At 50.9% G+C, this 19,393-nt stretch carries 14 protein-coding genes; 6 read left to right on the forward strand and 8 right to left on the reverse strand.

The annotated features are described in order from the left end of the window. The first annotated feature begins 105 nt into the window (after window positions 1-105). Both HMPREF9944_RS03125 and HMPREF9944_RS13100 read left to right on the forward strand, forming a co-directional pair. Window positions 106-1,038: a DUF559 domain-containing protein gene (locus tag HMPREF9944_RS03125; RefSeq protein WP_044113281.1), complete on the forward strand. Its 933-nt coding sequence runs from the start codon at window positions 106-108 to the stop codon at window positions 1,036-1,038. Between the two features lie 213 nt (window positions 1,039-1,251). Then, window positions 1,252-1,389, forward strand: a complete 138-nt coding sequence (locus tag HMPREF9944_RS13100) for a hypothetical protein (protein ID WP_172633972.1) — start codon at window positions 1,252-1,254, stop codon at window positions 1,387-1,389. A gap of 6 nt (window positions 1,390-1,395) precedes the next feature. Here HMPREF9944_RS13100 and rpsT read toward each other — a convergent pair whose 3' ends face one another. Next, window positions 1,396-1,650, reverse strand: coding sequence for a 30S ribosomal protein S20 (gene rpsT / locus HMPREF9944_RS03130; RefSeq protein WP_008564396.1), 255 nt, complete (start codon window positions 1,648-1,650; stop codon window positions 1,396-1,398). A gap of 217 nt (window positions 1,651-1,867) precedes the next feature. Here rpsT and recO point away from each other — a divergent pair, with 217 nt between their 5' ends. After that, window positions 1,868-2,587, forward strand: a complete 720-nt coding sequence (gene recO / locus HMPREF9944_RS03135; RefSeq protein WP_008564397.1) for a DNA repair protein RecO — start codon at window positions 1,868-1,870, stop codon at window positions 2,585-2,587. A 20-nt stretch (window positions 2,588-2,607) separates the two neighbouring features. On the opposite strand, the gene HMPREF9944_RS03140 is transcribed toward recO, so the two are convergent. From HMPREF9944_RS03140 to HMPREF9944_RS03165, 6 genes are all read right to left on the reverse strand, one after another. Next, a complete protein-coding gene (locus HMPREF9944_RS03140; RefSeq protein ID WP_008564398.1) occupies window positions 2,608-4,158 on the reverse strand; it encodes a DUF6850 family outer membrane beta-barrel protein in 1,551 nt (516 codons plus the stop codon). Further along, window positions 4,148-5,422 carry a DUF4876 domain-containing protein gene (locus tag HMPREF9944_RS03145; protein WP_008564399.1) on the reverse strand — a complete coding sequence of 425 codons (1,275 nt, stop codon included), beginning with the start codon at window positions 5,420-5,422 and terminating at the stop codon, window positions 4,148-4,150. The genes HMPREF9944_RS03140 and HMPREF9944_RS03145 overlap by 11 nt, the downstream gene beginning before the upstream one ends. Window positions 5,423-5,518: 96 nt before the next feature. Further along, window positions 5,519-8,287 carry a TonB-dependent receptor gene (locus HMPREF9944_RS03150; RefSeq protein WP_008564400.1) on the reverse strand — a complete coding sequence of 923 codons (2,769 nt, stop codon included), beginning with the start codon at window positions 8,285-8,287 and terminating at the stop codon, window positions 5,519-5,521. 629 nt (window positions 8,288-8,916) lie between these two features. Continuing rightward, window positions 8,917-10,557 (reverse strand): RagB/SusD family nutrient uptake outer membrane protein, encoded by a 1,641-nt coding sequence (locus HMPREF9944_RS03155; protein ID WP_044113283.1) that lies wholly within the window; start codon window positions 10,555-10,557, stop codon window positions 8,917-8,919. A gap of 21 nt (window positions 10,558-10,578) precedes the next feature. After that, on the reverse strand, window positions 10,579-13,578 hold the full coding sequence (locus HMPREF9944_RS03160) for a SusC/RagA family TonB-linked outer membrane protein (RefSeq protein WP_008564402.1): 3,000 nt from the start codon (window positions 13,576-13,578) through the stop codon (window positions 10,579-10,581). A 43-nt stretch (window positions 13,579-13,621) separates the two neighbouring features. Beyond that, entirely contained in the window at window positions 13,622-14,923 is a 1,302-nt protein-coding gene (locus HMPREF9944_RS03165; RefSeq protein ID WP_008564403.1) for a glycoside hydrolase family 28 protein, read from the reverse strand. 277 nt (window positions 14,924-15,200) lie between these two features. Here HMPREF9944_RS03165 and HMPREF9944_RS03170 point away from each other — a divergent pair, with 277 nt between their 5' ends. After that, window positions 15,201-16,262 carry a M20 family metallo-hydrolase gene (locus HMPREF9944_RS03170; RefSeq protein WP_008564404.1) on the forward strand — a complete coding sequence of 354 codons (1,062 nt, stop codon included), beginning with the start codon at window positions 15,201-15,203 and terminating at the stop codon, window positions 16,260-16,262. A 37-nt stretch (window positions 16,263-16,299) separates the two neighbouring features. Here HMPREF9944_RS03170 and HMPREF9944_RS03175 read toward each other — a convergent pair whose 3' ends face one another. Further along, entirely contained in the window at window positions 16,300-17,199 is a 900-nt protein-coding gene (locus HMPREF9944_RS03175) for an SPFH domain-containing protein (protein WP_008564405.1), read from the reverse strand. Between the two features lie 800 nt (window positions 17,200-17,999). Here HMPREF9944_RS03175 and HMPREF9944_RS13420 point away from each other — a divergent pair. After that, window positions 18,000-18,122: a hypothetical protein gene (locus tag HMPREF9944_RS13420; RefSeq protein ID WP_280513063.1), complete on the forward strand. Its 123-nt coding sequence runs from the start codon at window positions 18,000-18,002 to the stop codon at window positions 18,120-18,122. A gap of 189 nt (window positions 18,123-18,311) precedes the next feature. Further along, complete coding sequence (gene ruvB / locus HMPREF9944_RS03185; RefSeq protein ID WP_008564408.1) at window positions 18,312-19,349, forward strand: Holliday junction branch migration DNA helicase RuvB; 1,038 nt, start codon at window positions 18,312-18,314, stop codon at window positions 19,347-19,349. Window positions 19,350-19,393 lie beyond the last annotated feature (44 nt).

The following is a 19,393-nucleotide window of genomic DNA, read 5'->3' on the forward strand; positions in this document are numbered from 1 at the left end:
GAAATAGGCTTAAAATGACTTGAAAATATACTTAATTAGATACAAATATCTCCCTACGAGTTCGCTCTCTCCTCCTTTCGGAGGGGCGGGGGGAGGCTTCCCTTTATGACTAAACACTATATCTACCAGACTGCCGATACTGTGATGTATGACAAGTTGAAGCAATATGCCAAGGAAAACAAAATGTTTTTGACAGATGCGGAGCGTGCTTTATGGGCTATACTGAAGTCAAAATCATTAGGATATAAGTTCCGCCAACAGCACATTATCGGTGACTATATCGCAGATTTCGTGTCACTTCACTATCATTTAATCATTGAAGTAGATGGCAAATACCATTTCAAAGGCGATCAACCCATTAATGATCAACTCCGAACCAACGACTTGAATCGTATGGGGTTCCAAGTGTTAAGGGTCACAAATGAAGAAGTTTTGCATGCACCTTTTCAGGTTATCAACAAAATAAAACAGGCAATTATGAATATAGAAAGTCGCTCTCGTCCCTCCAAGAAGGCGGGAATAGCGAAGTTGGAGGGGCAAATTAACCCTGAAAATAATGCTGTTAGTTCGGTCTCCCCTCCTTTCGGAGGGGCTGGGGGAGGCTTCTTGGGGGATAGGTTGCGCTTTTCCGAGGTAGAACGTAATGCTTGGGCCGTCGATGCCGCTTGTTCGGGCAATCCGGGACCAATGGAATATCAGGCTATCGACCTGCAAACGGGGGCGAGGGTGTTCCATTTCGGACCGATGCATGGCACAAACAATATCGGAGAATTCCTTGCCATCGTTCACGCTTTGGCTTTGCTCGACAAGCAGGGCGACCGTAAAAAGGTGGTTTACTCAGACAGTTACAACGCCATTCTGTGGGTACATAATAAGAAATGTAAGACGAAATTGGCGCGAACCCCACAGACCGAAGCCCTCTATCAGATTGTGGAACGGGCTGAAAACTGGCTACGTACGCACGAAATCCAGACGCGCATCATCAAATGGGAAACCAAGAAATGGGGCGAGGTTCCTGCCGATTTCGGTCGGAAATAGCGTCCATTCCCGACGAAAAAACTGATAGAACGAGCTATGCGAACGCATGTAGGGACGCACGGTTCGTGCGTCCGCTCCAACCAATCATGTATATATGCTTTCATTCCCCTTGAGTGGACGCACGAGCCGTGCGTCCCTGCAACTTATATGGGCCATATTGATGCATAAAATGGCTGAGATTGTACCGTAATATGGCTGGAATTGCGCGGCTAAATGGCTGAGATTGAAACGCAAGATGGAAGGAATGGGAGTGCACATACGCTGAAATCAAAACGGGAGTTCAGTCAAAAGGCCATAAAAAAAAGTCGCAATCTCAATGGAGACTGCGACCTGATGACTACAAATTCTTGACTGAAATCAGCCAAGTTTACTGATATGAAGTGCCAAACCCGACTTGATATTGGCTGCTTTATTGGCATGAATGATGTTGGTCTTGGCCAGCTTGTCAAGCATCTTCTGCACCACGGGATACAACTTGACTGCTTCATCCTTGTCAGTTATTGCACGTAATTTGCGAACTGCATTACGCATGGTCTTAGCGTAATATCTATTGTGAAGCGTTCTGGTCTTTGTCTGACGGATTCTCTTTAATGCTGATTTGTGATTTGCCATCTTCTGTTTTCTCTTTTAATTGATCTGTAGTCCCTAGCAGAGTCGAACTGCTCTTTAGAGAATGAAAATCTCTCGTCCTAACCGATAGACGAAGGGACCATGATGCTAATTTTTGCGGGTGCAAAGTTAGGGCTTTTTTTCCGTCCTTCCAAACTTTTAGCGAATTATTTTCAATGACATGCCGTTTTTTCATGGATTTCAATTACCTTTGTTTTCAATGATAAAGACAAGGGCTATCGTGCTGCATGCATTCAAATTCGGCGAGAACAAACTGATGGTCGAGCTGTTCACAGAGGCGCAAGGACGTGTAACTTTCGCCTCACATCTATCGAAGTCGGCCAAAGCAAGGGTGAAGAAGCAATACTTTCAGCCCTTTTCCGTGCTCGACATCGAATATGATTATCGGCAGAAAACGACCATTCAGACCTTCAACAACGTGGCGATAGCCTACCCGTTGAGTTCGATTCCCTTTGAACCTTTCAAGCTTTCGATCTCGCTTTTCCTTGCCGAATTCACCACATATGCCACACATGGCGAGCAAACCAACGTGCCCCTCTTCGGCTATATCGCCTCAAGTATCGAATGGCTCGACCGATGTAGCACTGCTTTTTCTAATTTCCACCTTGTCTATATCGTTCATCTACTGCGTTTCCTTGGCTTCTATCCCAACCTTGAAGACTATACCGAGGGGTGCTATTTCGACCTTCGAAGCGGCTGTTATGCGCCCATCATGCCTGCCCATCGCGACTTTTTGGCACCGCAGGATACGGCACTTATTGCGACATTCTCACGCATGAACTATGCCAATATGCACCTTTTCAAAATGTCACATGCCGAACGTAACCGCTTCTGCGACCTCGTTTTGGATTACTATACGCTCCACTTGCCGAAGTTCCCTGAGCTGAAATCCCTCCGTGTATTGCGCGAATTGTTTTAGAGAAAAGCCTTTCCGAGGGTTCAATAGACAACACCGAGGCTCACGCCCAACAGATATTTACGGAGCTTATCGCTTCCATACTTCTTTGTTTCCAAGCTATCATACCACGCTTTGGCATAGAGTGTGGTCGCTGTTTTCTTGATGTTGACCGGTAAATCGCAGATGATATCGAAGTGACCAAAGAAATAATTGAGTTCATAATACTTCATGTCGGGTTGCAATACCTGCTTTGCATAGTCGGTTTGACTGTTGGCTAATGCGAGTTTACTACGTGTTGAGAAACTGTAACCACCTGTCATGTTGACGCTTATCCTGCCAAGTTTGCCACCAACTTCCAAGGCGGGATTGACGCTCTCATATTGAAACTCTGATGTATGGAGCAGATATTTGTTGCTTACCGCCTTGTAATCAATCATTGCTCCCATGTAGAGCCATTCTAAAGGAACCGTGTGTTCGCTTATGCGGTAGTGCAAACCAAGGTCCAAGACCGTTACTTGATAGCGCTTCTTAAAGGAAAGTTGCGTTTCATAATGATAGGAATTGAGGCCTGTCTGCGGGTCGTTCGTGATGACAAGTTGCTGTCGGTATTCGTCGGCATAGCCCTCTTCGTAACGCGCTTTGAAGTCGATGCGTTGCGTAAAACCATTATTTGGAATCAGCGTTTGGCTCTTGAAGGCATACATATAATTGTAGTAATGGCCGGGACTGTACTTATATTGCCCCAAAACGCTCTCGCTTCCGCGTTGCAGAGTCACGCTATTGAGGGTCTTCATGTCGCCCATCGGCGCATAACCCCATGAGAGTTCGGCCCCGAAATCATGGTTCACCCACTCCCGTTGAAAGTTGCTATAGCCGCCGGTTGAGCCGTTTGCGTTCTCAAGTCCCGTCATGAAGTAGTACTTCAGCGTTGCATCTTGCTGCACAGTTGTCAGTCCGTTGATCTTTTCCTTGCGTCGGTTGTACCACCCGGCAAGCCCTATGGCATGCTTGCCAAGCTGATAAACCACCGAGGGGGTGAGCTTATAGTCGAGCAATTGCGCCCGCGAACGCGGGTCACGCAACCGACTCAGGTCGCCAAGGGCATAATCAAGGCGGGCCCCGAAGTGCCATTTTCCAAAGCTACTTGTGCCTATTGCAGCCGTGAGTTCCATGTCCTGATGGTCGTAACGCCCGGGAACAGACGAGCCGGAAAAGTAAGGATTGCTGTTATAAGGGCGCATCACGTCGGCCCATGCACGGTCTTTCGTGCGACCATTATTGAATGCGAAGCGGCCATAACCATAGAGATAGTTATTGATTTGCTGATGACTTTCGGTCGAAAATTGCAGGTTGTGGGTCGAAGTTCCCTCTTGTGCGCGGTAGAAATCGCCTCCCGTATAGCTGTAATCTAAGCCGGCCAAGCCCCGGTTGGGCGTCTTGTCGAGTCCCAATCCCGCTGCATTCGCGGTGTTATGCCACAGCAATTCGTTGTCGAGTTGGGCGTAGGTTCCGTGGTCCATCGGCTTTTGCTCCTGTGCAATGGCCGGAACGGCCATCAAAGCAAGTGATATTAACAGGTTCTTATTCATCATATTCGCGGATATTGATGGTTGTTGAAAGCTTGAAATCATTCAAAGAGTTGTTCGTATCCTGCAAGATGCGGTGCCCGTCCTTGCCTTTTCGCGTCGAAGTCTTGCGGTAAACCACTTCTCCGTTATAGCCATTAACGGCACTGATCGTGGTATATCCGCCGTCGATGTCATTGTAGAGATGCTTCGTGGCGACGTCGGCTCCGCCGCTTTTGCTGTTGTATTTCAGGATATCCACGCCGTCAATGACATAGCGTTTGGGCACTGCCAGCCACAGACTGCCCTTGGTTTTGCCATAAGAATAAACCTTATCGAACTTCGTAACGTCCTTTTCCGTGCGGAAAATCACGACACCACAGGGGCCACTTTGCAGCAAATTCATGTTCGGAATCTTATCAAATGAGGAGAATTTCTGCTCTAATGCGGGCGTTGAAGGGTTGTTAACGATTCTCCCCGTGGGGAATTTTGCCTCGTAATCTGCCGTAAGTAAGTTGCGTTCCGTCGCCACTTTGGCCGTGTGGTCGATGGCACTGTTGGTGATGACAAGGCTTTCTCCCGGTTTCAAAGCATGTGCCTTGTCGGCCGGAATGCGGAACACCTGCTTACAAACCACGACACTATCGCTGAACTTCTCGTGCAGATTATCAAGCGTATAGGCCGGGGCTGCGTTGCTTTCCAACAGTCCGATGTAAAGCCCGGCCACGTTTATGGCCTTGTCACTTTGGTTATATAGCTCGATGAACTGGCCTGCCAAGTAGTTCTTTTTGTTGGCATCTTTTGAGCCGGCATAGTAGATTTTGCCAATGACCAACGAACGGTTGATGGCCAAAACGGTTGGGAGTGCGATGGTTTCTTCGCCTTTGACGAGCCGGTTGTTGAGGTTTCCCGACACCACGGCGCCCTCGTTGACCACGTTGTCGCCCGTTGCGGCGGCATATTCAGCCTGCGTCAGTTCCCAAGATGCTGAGACGGTGTAGACATCGGGCACGATATTGCTGAACGAAGCCACCCCTTCGGCATCGGTGGTTGACGTGAGTCGACTGCCGTTTTGGGCCATGAGAACCACCGTCCGGCCCTCCAAACCGCTGTTGCTTGTGAACTCTTCGGGTAGTGTCAGCCTCACTTTGGCTGACACGGTCGTTGCTTCATCGCTGTAATCCACGCATGATCCGAGGCCGAAAGCCAGCATCATGGCACATAATGTCAGCCACTTTGATTTGAAGGAAAGGCTTTTTTTCTTGCTTGTTTGACGATATTTATTCTTCATATTCCGTATGCTTGTTTTTGTTTTGTATCATTCTCAAAGTCTATTTGCAGTTAACTCCTTCCCTTTTCGGATAGGGTTAGGGAGAGAGGCGCTCTATTACAGATTGAAATACAGCTCCACACCGTAACTGAAACTTCCCGTGTTGCGTTGCACGAGTGTCGATGTGGTGTTTCCTTTCTGGTAAGGTTCGTAGTAAATCAGGTTATTCACGTAGAGACTCAAGCCACCCAATTTGCCCAGTTCCTTGGTAAGGCGCCCCGAAAGGTTCCATGTTATCGGCGTTTTCACAGGCACTGCATCGCTGGCCTTGATGGTCATATCGCTCAATTTGATGTGGTTTACAGCCGGAGCCGTGGCATAATAGTTGCCTTGCATGTCGAGATAGCCGCGCATCATGTCGGCCGTAATCTCATGATAAGCCAAATCCTGCGTGATGAAACCAATGGGATTCTTCGTCGCCGTGTAGTCAAATTGGTAGTCATACCAAATAGCTTGCGCCGTGAACGAGGCTACCATGCGCAGTCGGGGAATGTTGGTCACGAGGCGAAGTGTGTTGATGAAGCGACGATATGTATTCTTATCGAGTCCCGACGGATAGACCAATTTATAGGGAGTCAGCCCGTATGACGCGTATTCCGTGGGCAGAAAGGCCGGCGGAACACTGTGGCTGTTGAGCCCATTGTCCCACGTTTGTGTCTCAGAATAGGCTCCGCTGAAGAACAAAGAGGTGTTGATGGGCTTGATGACGCCAAGATCGAAGTCGAGTTCGAGGCCTTTATTGACCGTCACATTGTCGTTGCCTACGCCGCCAACCGACATGAATACCACGTCACGACGGGCGGGATTGCCAAGGTCGACCATGGTCTGATGGCCCATACTTGGCGTGAGTCCGTGCGTCAAGTCGTAGAAATTACTCTCATAGGTGGTGTAGCTGGTGAGCGCACTGAAGCCGTTCGGTGTTTTGTCGCGATAGGCCAAGAAGCTCAACTTGCGGTTTCCGGGCAGTTTGAAGTCGAGTCCCAGCTCTATCTTCGTGGTCGTTGCATTCTTCACCCGGTTGTTATTGACGCGAACGGCCTGCGTGTGATACATCAAAAGCTGCCCCGCCGGGTTGTTTTGCGGCATATAATTGGCCGCAACCCTGTCGTCATACTTCACGTCGGGATAGAGATAATCAAGCCCGGGTGCCTTACTGTTGAGACCGATTCCACCGCGAATATCAAGCCATTCCACTGCCGTGAACTGCAAATTGAGGCGCGGTGAGAGGGCTGTCGTGGCCACATGGCCGAACGGTTGCTGGCTCGTGAAGCGCAAACCGAGGTTGGCCCGCAGGCGATTCACCTTGTTCATGGCCCACGAAAAGTTGTCTTCTGCGTAGGCAGAAAGCTGATGCAACGCGGGGACATCGCTGAAAGCGCGGGGCCGTCCGTTGCTGTTGGGCGTGTAGGGAAGTCGGTCATCGGCGTTGTAATAGCCGCGTCCGCTGTTCCAGTTGAGCCGGTATTCAGCACCAAGTTTGAAACTTTGGTGCGTCTTTCCGGTCTTCAAGAAGAAGTTATCGTTTACTTTTGCGAAGAAATTCCCTGGCCGACTCTCGGTAACTCCCGTGGCCAAGTAGCTCTGGGTGGCCCAAGGCACGAGGTAATAGCCCGACTCCCGCGCCGTAAGAATGGGCAGCAAGCCCGAGCTGACAGGCACGATACGGCTGTTGCGCGTGTCGAGTTTCGAGGCAGTTACGCCAAGTGTATAAGACAAGGTGCGCATCATGGGCATGTTAAAGCTGATGCGTCCGTTGTGCGTCAGGCCGAACGTGTAATTCTTATCGCTGTTCTCCGTGCCGTCATTCACGGCATCCGGGTCCTTTCCATTCCAGTCGTTGGCATAGAGAAGACGTAGTTTCGTGTCGGTGTGCCACCGTTTCGAGAAGTCCAATCCATAGCCCATGTTGAGCGTGTAACGCCCATACGAGCGCGTTTTCTGTCGAGGATCGCCCCAAGCCTTGGCGTAATCGAAGTTGAAATTCACTATCCCGGTCTTCCATTTAAAACCTTTTCCGAGCGAATAGTTCTGCAATGCGGGGTTAATCTTGCCCTTGAACTGCCACGGAGTGACCCCCGCTTTGGAGTGAACGATGACAAGTCCGCTCGTCAAATCGCCGTATTCGGCCGACGGAATGCCCCGTATCACCTCCACATTCTCGATATTGTCGGCACTGATTTGGCGCAGGTCGGTACCCACAAAGGCCGTACTTGAGAAGCCTCCTTGCGTCATTGTGGCATTGTTCGACATGGGCATTCCGTCGACAATGATGCTCGATCCGAAGGCACTTGTATTGTTGTTGACCAGCGTTCTCAGCTGAAGATTGTGCTGTTGTGTCAGGTCTTGGTTGCCCATCTTGCTGCCCGGAAGTAGCTGCATGACGTCGGCAAGCGACGAAGCCTGCAAATGGTCGATGGCCTGACGGCCGATAACGCTTGTCGTAGAGGCCCCCGACGACTTGCGTTGTGCCGTGACCACCACCTCTTTCAAGGCCAACGAAGAAGGCGTCATCACGGCTTTAAGGTCCAAGTCGCGACCTACTTCCACCGTAGTCTGGTATTTCTCGAACCCCACGTAGCTGATTTCCAGCGTGTATTTCCCCCGCGGGACATTCGCGAAAACGGCCTTTCCGTCGATGTTGGTCACCGTGTATGCGCCCAAAGGTTGGAGGTAACAGCTGGCCATCATGATGCTTTCGCCCGACCCTTTCTCTGAAACCGTGAGCCTCACGGCATAGTGTTCGTCCCCGGTTTTGGGCTGTGCAGATGCCGTTGCTGCAACCATGACGTTGAGCAACAGCAGCAATCGTGCAATTCCTTTCTTCATGTTATCTGTCTGAATTTGATTTCAAAAGCTCTTGTTTCTACCTATTCATCGTGCCGCAAAGGTATTAAAAGAACTTAAAAGCAGCAATACCTAAGCCTTGGTATTTTAGTTTCCGAGGCCGAAGCAGCCGAGGTTGCAGCCTTTTATCAGGTATGTGGCATCGGCAGAACCGTATCTTTTCGCCATGAGATACGGTTCTTTCTCTCATGAGATACGGATTGTTTTCTCATGAGATACGGTTCGTTTCGGTTTATCACCATGGTGAGAAGACCTTATCACCGTGGTGATAAGACTTTATCTCCATGGTGATAAGGTTGTTTCTCCATGGAGATAACGCGATTACTCCTATTGCTCTTGACTGTTTCTCCTATATCTCTTGATGGTTCCTCCTATAGCTCTTGATGTTCTTTCCTATATTTCATGATGCTCCTTCCTGTTGTTCGTGACATTGGAAACCTGCTTTGGCTCTCTCGAAAGGGGGAGAATGAAGTTGCAAATAGTCGGGACGCCTCGCCTTCGGAGGGACTGGGGGAGGCTTCTATGACCGGCCGGGCCGGCAAAGGGCATGAATGAAAAAGGCCAACCTCGTGGGAGGTTGGCCGATAAGGGGCGGAGGCAGGGGCCTGCGGTTATGCTTTCGATTGCGGATAGCCGGGGTTCTGCTTCCAAGATGGGTTGAGATTAAGTATCTTATAGTAAAGCGGGAAGATGCGACGCGTCTTCTCGAAGTTCGCATTCGGGTTGCTTCTGTAGTGCGGGAAGAACTCGTCTTCGAAGTGTCCGAAGCGAATCATGTCGTTGCGACGCCAGTTTTCGTTCATAAACTCGCGGCCGCGCTCCTCGTAGATGTCCTGTAAGGTGGGCACATGTGTGAGCAATGGGGCGTGGACATAGGCGCGGATTTGATTGAACAGGGCTTGGGCTGTTGCGCCGGCCGTACCTTTTCTGACGAGTGCCTCGGCCTTTGTGAGGAGGATGTCGGCGTAGCGGAAGATGGGAAGGTCGTTGCTTTGGTTGCGGCCGTTCTTGTAATCGTCGTCGATGACGAAGAACTTCACGGAGCGATAGCCCTGCCGCCAGCCTTCAAGGTCGTCGCCGACGTCGAGGTTTTTCCAGTCGAGCGTGGTGTGGGCTGCGTCGGTATAGCGCAGCGTGATGCTCTTTGTGAGGAACAACGGATTGCCTGCTCGGTCTTTTGCCAGCTGACTTGTGGGGAGCAACGTGGTGGGGTCGTAGACGTAGACCTGCCCGCCGATGACGCAGTTGTTGCGCTCGTCGCCGGGAAGCGAGAAGAGATTGGCAAACTCGGGGGTCATGGTCATGTAGGCACCGCCCGAGTTTGAGAGCTTCATTCCATAGTAAGAGGGGTTCAGGCTCTTGATGTCTTTGTAGGAATTGGCGCGGCCGTACTGCATGCCCTGTGCGGTATAGGTGTCGTAGGGCATGGCGTAGATGAAGTCTTCGACGTTGAGCGCGCTGTTATTGGGGCCGAACTTGAAGCGGTAGGGCATGGAGCCGAGGTTGAACTTTCCGCTGTTGATGAGCTCGTCGCACACGCTGATGCAGGCGTCGAGCTTCTCGTTCACGGCCGTTGCCGCGTCGTATTGGTCGACTGAGGCAGCCGTATAGACGGCCCAGTTGATGTAGAGCTTGGCCAAGAGTGCCTGCGCCATGTACTTGTTGGGCTTGCCGTAGTTCTCTCCGCCCACTTCGGTTGAGAGCCGGGGAATGATGTCGAGCAGTTCTTTCTCGATGTAACGGGCCACATCGGCGCGTGGCTGGCGGTCGCGAATGTCGATGCCTTCGACCGTGGGGTCGATGATTGGCGCGTCTCCCCAGCAATCCATCATAATGAACTCGAAGTAGGCGCGCATGGCCCGGGCCGGAGTTTTGTATTTATCATCGGCATTACTGGTGATGACTTCGTTGGCTTTGACACAGCCTTCGCCAAGAACCGTCATCCAATCGATGGTGTTGTCTTCGTAGGTAAAGTTGTGCAGGCTGGGATGGGAGTAAGCTCCCGCGTCGATCCAGCCTCCCGAATAGGAGACGGCAGTCTGTTCGTCGCTCGACAGGCTCATCGCTTCGTAATAACGGCGGCCGAGCATATCGCGCAACTGGTTGTAGATGCCGGCCATCTTGGCCTCGATTGCAATCTTACTGTTTGGATAATGGGTGTATTGCGACTTTACGGGCACGTCCAAGTCCGTGCAACTCGTTGCAAACGCGACCATGCCGGCCGCAACCATAAGCTTTATGTTTGTTTTCATCTTAGAATTCCTTTCGTTATATTAGAAGTTCAGCTTTGCACCCATCATGAAAGTGCGCGTGTGGGGATAGTTGCTCCAACGGTAATCCACGCCGGGATCGATGCCGCCGAGATTCACTTCGGGGTCGAGTCCCTTGTAGCCGGTGAGCGTAAAGACGTTGTTGCAGGTCATGTAGAGCTGCAACGACTGCAGCCACCCGTTGAAGTAGCGGAAGGTATAGCCCAAGGTGAGGCTCTGCAAGCGCAGGTAATCGCCCTTTTCGAGGAAGCGAGTGGACGGCACATTCGAATAGGTATCGGTGTAAGGACGGTCATAAATATATTCCTTCAATACGTTTCTGCCACCCGAGAATACGTCGGGAGCCGTGTAATGTGCCCGCGATCCGTTGTAAATCTTGTTGCCGAAGACACCCGTGAAGAACATCGTCAGCGACCAATCCTTGTAGTTCAGGGTGTTGTTCCAGCCGAGGTTCAGTTTCGGTTGCGCGTTGCCTACGACCGTCCGGTCCTTATATACGGGGGCTGTCGTGACCTCTCCCGTGCGCTCGTTGGTCTTTGCGTCGTGCACATAGTAAGTGGCTTTGCCCGCATCATTGTAGCCGGCGAACTCATACATGTAGAACGTACCGATGGGTTGTCCCTCCATGACACGCTGCGTGTAGCCGTTTGCCGACACACCGGCCACCATCGGGTCGCCTTGCTCGAAGACGTCCGTGTGGTATTTCTCGTTAGACAGTCTGTCTACCTTGTTGCTGTTGTGCGCGAGGTTCAGCGTCGTGTTCCATTCAAAGTCCTTGGTTTTCACGGGAATGGCATTGAGCGTGAACTCCACGCCCTTGTTGGCGATTTCTCCGACGTTGGCCTGAATGCTGCCAAACGGGTAGATGAACGACGAAACAGGGTAGGCCCAAATCAGGTCTTTGGTCTTCTTGTGATAGAACTCCAGCGAACCGTTGAGCCGTCCGCCAAGGACTGCGTAGTCGATACCGAGGTTGAACATGCCCGTTGTCTCCCACTTCAGGTCTTCATTGGCCAATTTCGTGGCACCCAACGACACATAGGTCACGCCATTGCTTTGGAAATAGGAGCCGGTTGCACCATACGTGGCCACGGCCGAGTAGGCTCCGAAGCCCAAGGCATTGCCACTGACACCGTAACCGAGGCGGAGTTTCAGGTTAGAAAAGATGCTTTGGTTTTTCATAAAAGCCTCTTCGGTGATGTTCCATGCCGCACTCACCGAGGGGAAAGTGCCCCAACGGTGGTCTTTACCGAACACGGAAGAGCCGTCACGACGCAGGGTTGCCTGAAGCATATAGCGGCTGTTGAACGAATACCCCGCACGTCCATAGAACGAAATATTGCGCACCGTCTCCTTCGTTCCGCTGTTCACGGCCTTCATTCCGTCTATTTGTCCGGCGTAAGTGAGGTTGTTCCATTTCAGCGTGTCATCGAAGAAGTTGTGCACGGAGAGCCCGAAGCCATCGTTGCTGTTGCGCTCTTCCCACGAATAACCGGCCATCAGGGAGAGCTTGTGTACCTTGTTGAAGGTCTTGTCGTAGTTGGCATAGGTTTCAAAAGTCTGCGAATTGCCGAAGTAGGTGTTGCGGTCGGCCTTGCCATAATAGGCACTCAGGCCCGGCAACTGCGAGTTGTGCGAGTCGTATGCACTGTAAGTGTGTTGGAAGTTGTCATAGGAATAGTTCATGTTCAGGAGTAAGCCGTCGATGATGTGCAGAGTTGCCTTGCCGATGAACTGATTGCGCTTCCAGAAGGTCTCGGAAGTGTCTTCTGAGATGAGCGACATCGGGTTGAAGTTATGCGAGCCCGATCCCCAAGTCCAGTTGCCGTTGGCATCGGTCACCTCGTTTGTCGGGTTAAAATAATTCATTGCATCGAGCACCGAGGCCCCTTCGTTGTCCATCTTCACGCCACGGTGCATGCCATACATCATGTTGGCACCGACAGAAAGGTCAAGCCGGTCTTTCAATACCTTGGTCGAAAGCAGCGAACGAACGTTCAGGCGATACATGTTGCTGCCTTTGATGACACCTTCGCGGTTCATATAGTTCACGCTGCCCATGTAGTTGGTCTTCTTCGACCCGCCGTTGATGGCAACATTGTGGTTGTGACTAAATCCCGTGCGCAGCACTTCTTGCTGCCAATCGGTGTCTCCGCCGCCGTCATAAGCGTAGCTGAGCCCGTTCTTGGTAACGAAATCGCGAATGTCTTGTGCCGAAGCTACGTCCAAAGTCTTCGATATTCGGTCGAAACCTACATAGCCGTTGTAACTCACATTCGTGCGTTCGCCACCGTTCTTTCCGCTCTTTGTGGTGATGATGATGACGCCATTGGCAGCTTTCGAACCGTAGATTGCCGTGGCCGTTGCGTCGCGTAGCACGTCGATGCTCTCGATATCGTCGGGCGCAACCATGGATATGTCCACGCCGGGAATGCCGTCTACCACATAATAGGGCTGCATAGCCGCACCACTACGCAGCGATGAGGCCCCTCGCAGCGTGATACTCGGGCTTCCGTTCGGGTCGCCTGTGGAGGTAACCACCAGACCTGCGACCTTACCTTGCAGCATATTGGCTGCATCGGTGAAGACTCCTTTGTTAAGGTCGTCCGACTTGATGGTCGTAATGGACGAAGTAACGTCTTTACGGCGCATCGTTCCGTAGCCAACCACAACCACTTCGTTCAGTGTCTTGTTGTCTTCTTCGAGCACGACCATTGTCTTATCGCCGGCCCTGACTTCCTTCGGGTTGAAACCCACGTAGGAAATCTTCAAACGTGCCCCGGGTTTCACGTTCAGCGTGTAGTTACCGTTGATGTCGGTAACGGTTCCGTTGCTCGTTCCCACTTCAACCACGCTCACACCTATCAGCGGTTCGCCCCCGGAATCCTTGACGGTGCCCGTGACTTTGCTTTGTGCGAATGCAATGGTACCGATAAACAGAAGCACGACCGCAGCGACAATACGCTTGCAGTTGCTTCGAAATGAATCTTGTACGTTGTGCATAATTGTTAGTTATTAAGTTATAAATATGTTGGTTTCAATGTTTTCACATGTCGAACACGTCCAATCGGCAGTCAGTGACGTTCTCCGTGGCCACCAATTGCCCCCGGTTGTCAAAGAAGGGTGTGTCGCGACACGGGCGAAGGTCGGCTACATTGGTCTTGAAACCGACTTTCAGTCGCACGTTATTGAAGTAAACATGGCTCACTTTTCCCGGCTCATCACCACCCACAAAACAGCCGTTCTCACTCGTGGCTGTGATGTTATTGAAGAAAATACGCTCCACCTTGCCGCACCTTCCCTGCGTCTCGCCCTTCGGAAAACGCCAGTTTGCATCTTTATGATTGCCGTTTGCACGTGGATAAGCAGTCACATAAATGGGCTCGGCCTTGCCCCACCACACGTCACTCCACAGGCGAAGGTCCATCTGAATGTTGCTGAATGTGACGTCACTCACGGTTCCTTCGTCGCGATTCTGAATGCCCAAGCCACGGTTACTGCCCGTGATGATGCAGTTGTCAAAGCTCACATGATGAATGGAATCCATGTTCTCGCTGCCGATTTTGATGGCACACGAGCGTGAACGCATCACGCAATTGGTAACGACAATATCGTGGCAACTGCCATATTCGGCAAACTCGCGCCGGTTTTTCAGGCAGATGCAGTCGTCACCCGACGTGATGTAACAGTTCGAAATGCGTATGTTGCGCGAATGGTCAAGGTCTATTCCGTCGCCGTTCCTTATTTTCAAGTTGTTCAAAAGCTGAATACCATCAATCACGGCTCCGTCACATCCGACAAGATGCACCGTCCAATAAGCCCCTTCTTTAATGGTGACATCACGAATAGTGAGGTGTCTCACGTCGATAAGTGTCAGTACATGGGGTCGTGGGTCGAACGTCGTGACGGGCTTCAAATCGTAACTGTCCGCGAGTTCACGGCCCATGAAGCGAATGCCATTGCCATGGATTGTGCCCTTACCCGTGACGGATAGGTTCACGGCATGCTTGGCCCAAAGCCACAACATGCCCTCGCCTTGGTTCTCGCCAAAGGCACTCAGCCGATAGACATGCGCGTCGGGGCGGGCTTTCAGCACGGCCGTTGCCTCTAAATGCAGGTCGATGTTCGACTTCAGTTCTATGGGACCGGCCATGAATTCATGCCTTCCCGGCAGCACCACCCGACCGCCTCCTTCGGCCGAACAGCGGTCGATGGCCCGCTGAATGGCTGCAGCATCATCGGTGATGCCGTCGCCTTTCGCTCCGAATGCCATCACATTATAGGTCTGTGCATGCAGTGTCAGTACCGACAGCAGTGCGATTGCCAGCATGTTTCGTCTAAGATGCATTATAGGTTTAGTTGATTGTTCAGACCACAAAGATAGCTTTTTTTTGAAACATTCGTCATTTTTCACACAAAAAAGTGTCGCTCGGCCACTTTTAACAGTTGGTTTTGGCACTGCGGAAGGATAATTGGGGGAGGATAAGCAGCCCGTTACCGACAATCCATGCTGTGGTTTTTGGTCCATGTCCCACTTGTTCCCAATCCATTAGCTTTCCCCTGCGTCTTAATATCTTCCAAAATAAAGGATAAAATGCCGGAAAATCATTATCTTTGTCAGCGTTATGACACCGAAAGAATATGCTTTTGACGCGGTAAACCTGCTGAAAACGCTCATCAAAACACCGTCTGTCAGCCGCGAAGAACAGGCTACGGCCGACATCGTTTCCCATGCTATTGAGGACTTGGGCCTCGCAGTTCGTCGTGAAGGAAACAATGTTTGGGCCCTCGATCCGGGCTTTATTGCCTCGCGCCCTACGCTGCTTCTCAATGCGCATCTCGACACCGTGAAGCCCGTCAGCACGTGGCATCGCGACCCGTTCACGCCCGTTTTGGAGGGCGAAAAGCTCTACGGTTTGGGCAGCAACGACTGTGGTGGCGGACTGGTTTCGCTGCTTCAGGTGTTCCGTCACTATGCTTTTCGGCCGCGAAACTTCAACCTTGTCTATCTTGCTTCGGCCGAAGAGGAAGTCTCGGGCAGCAATGGCATCAGCCTTGCCCTGCCGCTTTTGCCCCCGATCTCGGTGGCCATCGTGGGCGAACCCACGGGAATGCAGCCTGCTATTGCCGAGAGAGGGCTCATGGTGCTCGACCTTATTGCCCACGGAAAGAGCGGTCATGCGGCACGAAACGAGGGTATCAACGCCATTAACGAGGCACTCGACGACCTCGTGTGGCTGCGCGATTACCGCTTCGAACGGGTAAGTGAGTTGCTCGGACCGGTGAAAATGACGGTCACAGTGGTCCATTCCGGCACGCAACATAACGTGATTCCCGACCGCTTAACGGCCCTTATTGATGTGCGAACCAACGAACTTTACCGCAATGAAGAGGTGTTTGAGGCCATTCAAAAGCACTGCCGGAGCGAGGTCAAAGCCCATTCCTTCCGACTTCATTCCTCGCATATCGACCCCGAACATCCGCTCGTGCGCCGTTGCATCCGCATGGGAATGACACCCTTCGGCAGCCCCACTTTGAGCGACCAAGCCCTCATGTCGTTTCCCTCTTTCAAGCTCGGACCGGGACAGTCGGCCCGTTCTCATTCGGCCGACGAGTTCATTCTAATCTCCGAAATCGAGCAGGCTATCACGCAATATATCGCATTGTTGGACGGTATTTCCTTTTGACAGGCCTGCAAGGGCAGCCTCGTCAAGAGCCCGACGCTTATTTTCTGCGGATATTCCACATCGGTGTCTCGCCTCCACCAATGAGAACATCGATGTTGGCCCCGTTCTTCTTTTCGATAACATCCCATGCACGGAGCTGTATAAACTGTGCCGGAGAGAGGTTCAGTTCGGTCATATATGCCTTGTCGGCCACTGCTTTATTGCGCTCGGCCTTGGCTCTTGCCAGCTCCATCTCGGCACGTTTCTCCTGTGTTTGCTTGGCTTGAATGCTCGCAGCGGTCTTGTTCATCTCCTCCAACTGCTCTTTATTGGGCATCACCCGGTCGGTAATGACCTGCTGAATGTCTATCGGAAAGTTGGCTTTTCGCGACAATGAGGCGACATACTGGCGCATCGACTGCTTGATTCTATTGTCGAATTCGGCCAGAACTTCGCGATTACTCATCAGATCGAAGGGCGAACAGGAAGACACATACTCGCGAACTTTATTGCGAAAGTAGGGCTCTATGAAGTTTTCGAACCATTGTTCGCCATAGTTTCTCAGCAGGTCGGGAGTCTGACCCTTCTTCACTTGAATGATCATATACATGTTTACATCGAGCGGTGTGTTGTCGTTTGACAGCAAATCATCAAACTGAAACTGCATTTTCTGGGGCAGAATATTGAAATACACGGCCGTTGTCGTGGGCGCAATCAGCGTGATGGCGTTCACAGGTTCATCGTCTACACGTGTGTTGCCAAAGAAGATAGGCTTCATTTTCAAGGCCGCTTCCTCGTCATAAGAGGGGTTTACGAATGAAAAGAAGAAGATGCTCACGATGAGAATGCCTGCGAGTGCCATCGCCGGCAGCCATAGTTTCTTGGGAATGTTCATGTTGTATAAAATCAAGTCGTTACTTCCTTCACGTTGGTTACCGGGTTTTTGTTGCATATTCATAGGGGATAAGCTGTTGATATTGGTTTTCTTTTCATGTTAGCGGCTGCGGTTCGTCTCCGCATCTTCCTGCAAATATAATGATTTCTCACAACATCTGCAACGAATTCTCGCAAAACCGTGTTTTTCCTTTCCAGCCTGATAAATCCTTTATTCCCCAATCGGTCATTTTAGAAAAGGATAATGGCACGATTGCCAATGACGAATGGGGGATTAAACACCGTTTTTTTCGACCGTTTTTTTGCCTGATTTTTTGTTCAAATGTCGTGTAAATTAATGTTAAACAATAAAAAGTTTAAATTAATTAACAAATGGAGAGCTTGATAATCAGTTGGTTATGTTTCTAAAGAACAAAGAACAAGAAAAAAGAAAGACGAAGAAAAAGAAGTAGAAAGCGTCGCCGTCGTCGCCGTTTTTCCTCAAGTTGATTTTTATTTTCGTCGCCGTCGGCATTTCTGCTTTTGGCTGTAAGAAACATTGCCGGCCGTATCGGTCAAAAAAAAATCCGCGAAAGTCTTGCAATCGCTTGCAGAATTTTGTATCTTTGCATGCAGACGGAACCGAAAAACATTTTCTTGGGGTCGTATGCAAGGTCGGTCGGGAGAAACAAGACAGCGCAAGCGAGCCAATAAGGCTGAGATAGCAAACTTAAATGGCTGAATTTGCAGCGTAAAATGGCTGAGATTACGTTGCAAAATAGCTGAAACAATGCTGCGAAATGACTGATATTGCACAGTCGGTGAACGGTTGAACTCGCACCAAGGTCGCCGGACAGCACGGTCACGCCACAAAATTGCAGCAAGATGGTCGGTTTATTTGTGCCCAAAAACACCAATGCAGAAAAGAACACCAAGAACAACGACCGCAAGACAGACCGTCATGGTGAAGACCGAAGCCACGGAATGCTCGCTGATGAGCCTCAATAGGGGTGCCCAATGAATGTTTGCCATCAGTAGATTTTGCATGATGAGAAGACAAAGATAGCAAAAAAGATAGAAACTCTTGCCTATTCGCCCCTTTTGCACTATCTTTGCAGAAGATAGGCTGCACTCGGCAATCCGAAAGCAAGCTTCCATTGCACTCGTTTGTACTATCTTTGCAACGCAATAAGCATCATGGCAGAAGATTTCGACATAAGAGAAGAAACGCTATCCACGGCCGAAAAGGAATTTGAGAACGCGCTTCGACCGCTGAGATTCAAGGATTTCAACGGACAGAAAAATGTGGTTGAGAACCTTGAAATATTCGTCGAAGCAGCAAAATACCGCGGCGAACCCCTCGACCACACGCTACTTTACGGTCCGCCGGGGCTGGGGAAAACCACGTTGAGCAACATCATTGCCAACGAACTCGGTGTGGGTTTCAAGATTACCAGCGGTCCCGTGCTCGACAAACCGGGCGACCTTGCGGGCATATTGACCTCGCTCGAACCCAATGATGTGCTCTTTATCGATGAGATTCATCGCCTTTCTCCCGTCGTGGAAGAGTATCTTTACTCCGCCATGGAGGACTATCGCATCGACATTATGATTGACAAAGGCCCCTCGGCACGGTCGATTCAGCTTGATTTGAACCCCTTTACGCTTGTCGGAGCCACAACACGTAGCGGCATGCTTACGGCTCCGTTGCGAGCCCGTTTCGGCATCAATATGCACTTGGAATACTATGATCCCGAAACATTGAAGCGCATTATCCGACGCTCGGCCATGCTTTTAAAAGTGCCGGTTGAGGAGGATGCCGCCATCGAAATCAGCAGACGGAGTCGCGGAACGCCCCGTATTGCCAACGCATTGCTGCGCCGTGTGCGCGATTTTGCACAGGTAAAGGGCAACGGAACCATCACGAATGAGATTGCACACATCGGACTTCAGTCGCTCAACATCGATCAATACGGCCTCGATGAGATTGACAATAAAATCCTACTCACGATTATCGATAAGTTCAGAGGGGGGCCTGTGGGCGTCAGTACCATTGCAACAGCCATCGGAGAAGATGCCGGTACCGTCGAAGAAGTCTACGAACCGTTCCTCATCATGGAGGGTTTCATCAAGCGAACCCCACGCGGTCGCATGGCAACCCCATTGGCCTACGAGCATCTTGGCCGTAATTCTTATGCGGGAAACGTGATGCAGCCCGACTTGTTTGAGCAATAAAAGCCCCCAAAGCCTCTCCCCCAACTCCTCCCCAAAGAGGGAGG

It is taken from the genome of Segatella maculosa OT 289, assembly GCF_000243015.1.
Classification (GTDB): domain Bacteria; phylum Bacteroidota; class Bacteroidia; order Bacteroidales; family Bacteroidaceae; genus Prevotella; species Prevotella maculosa.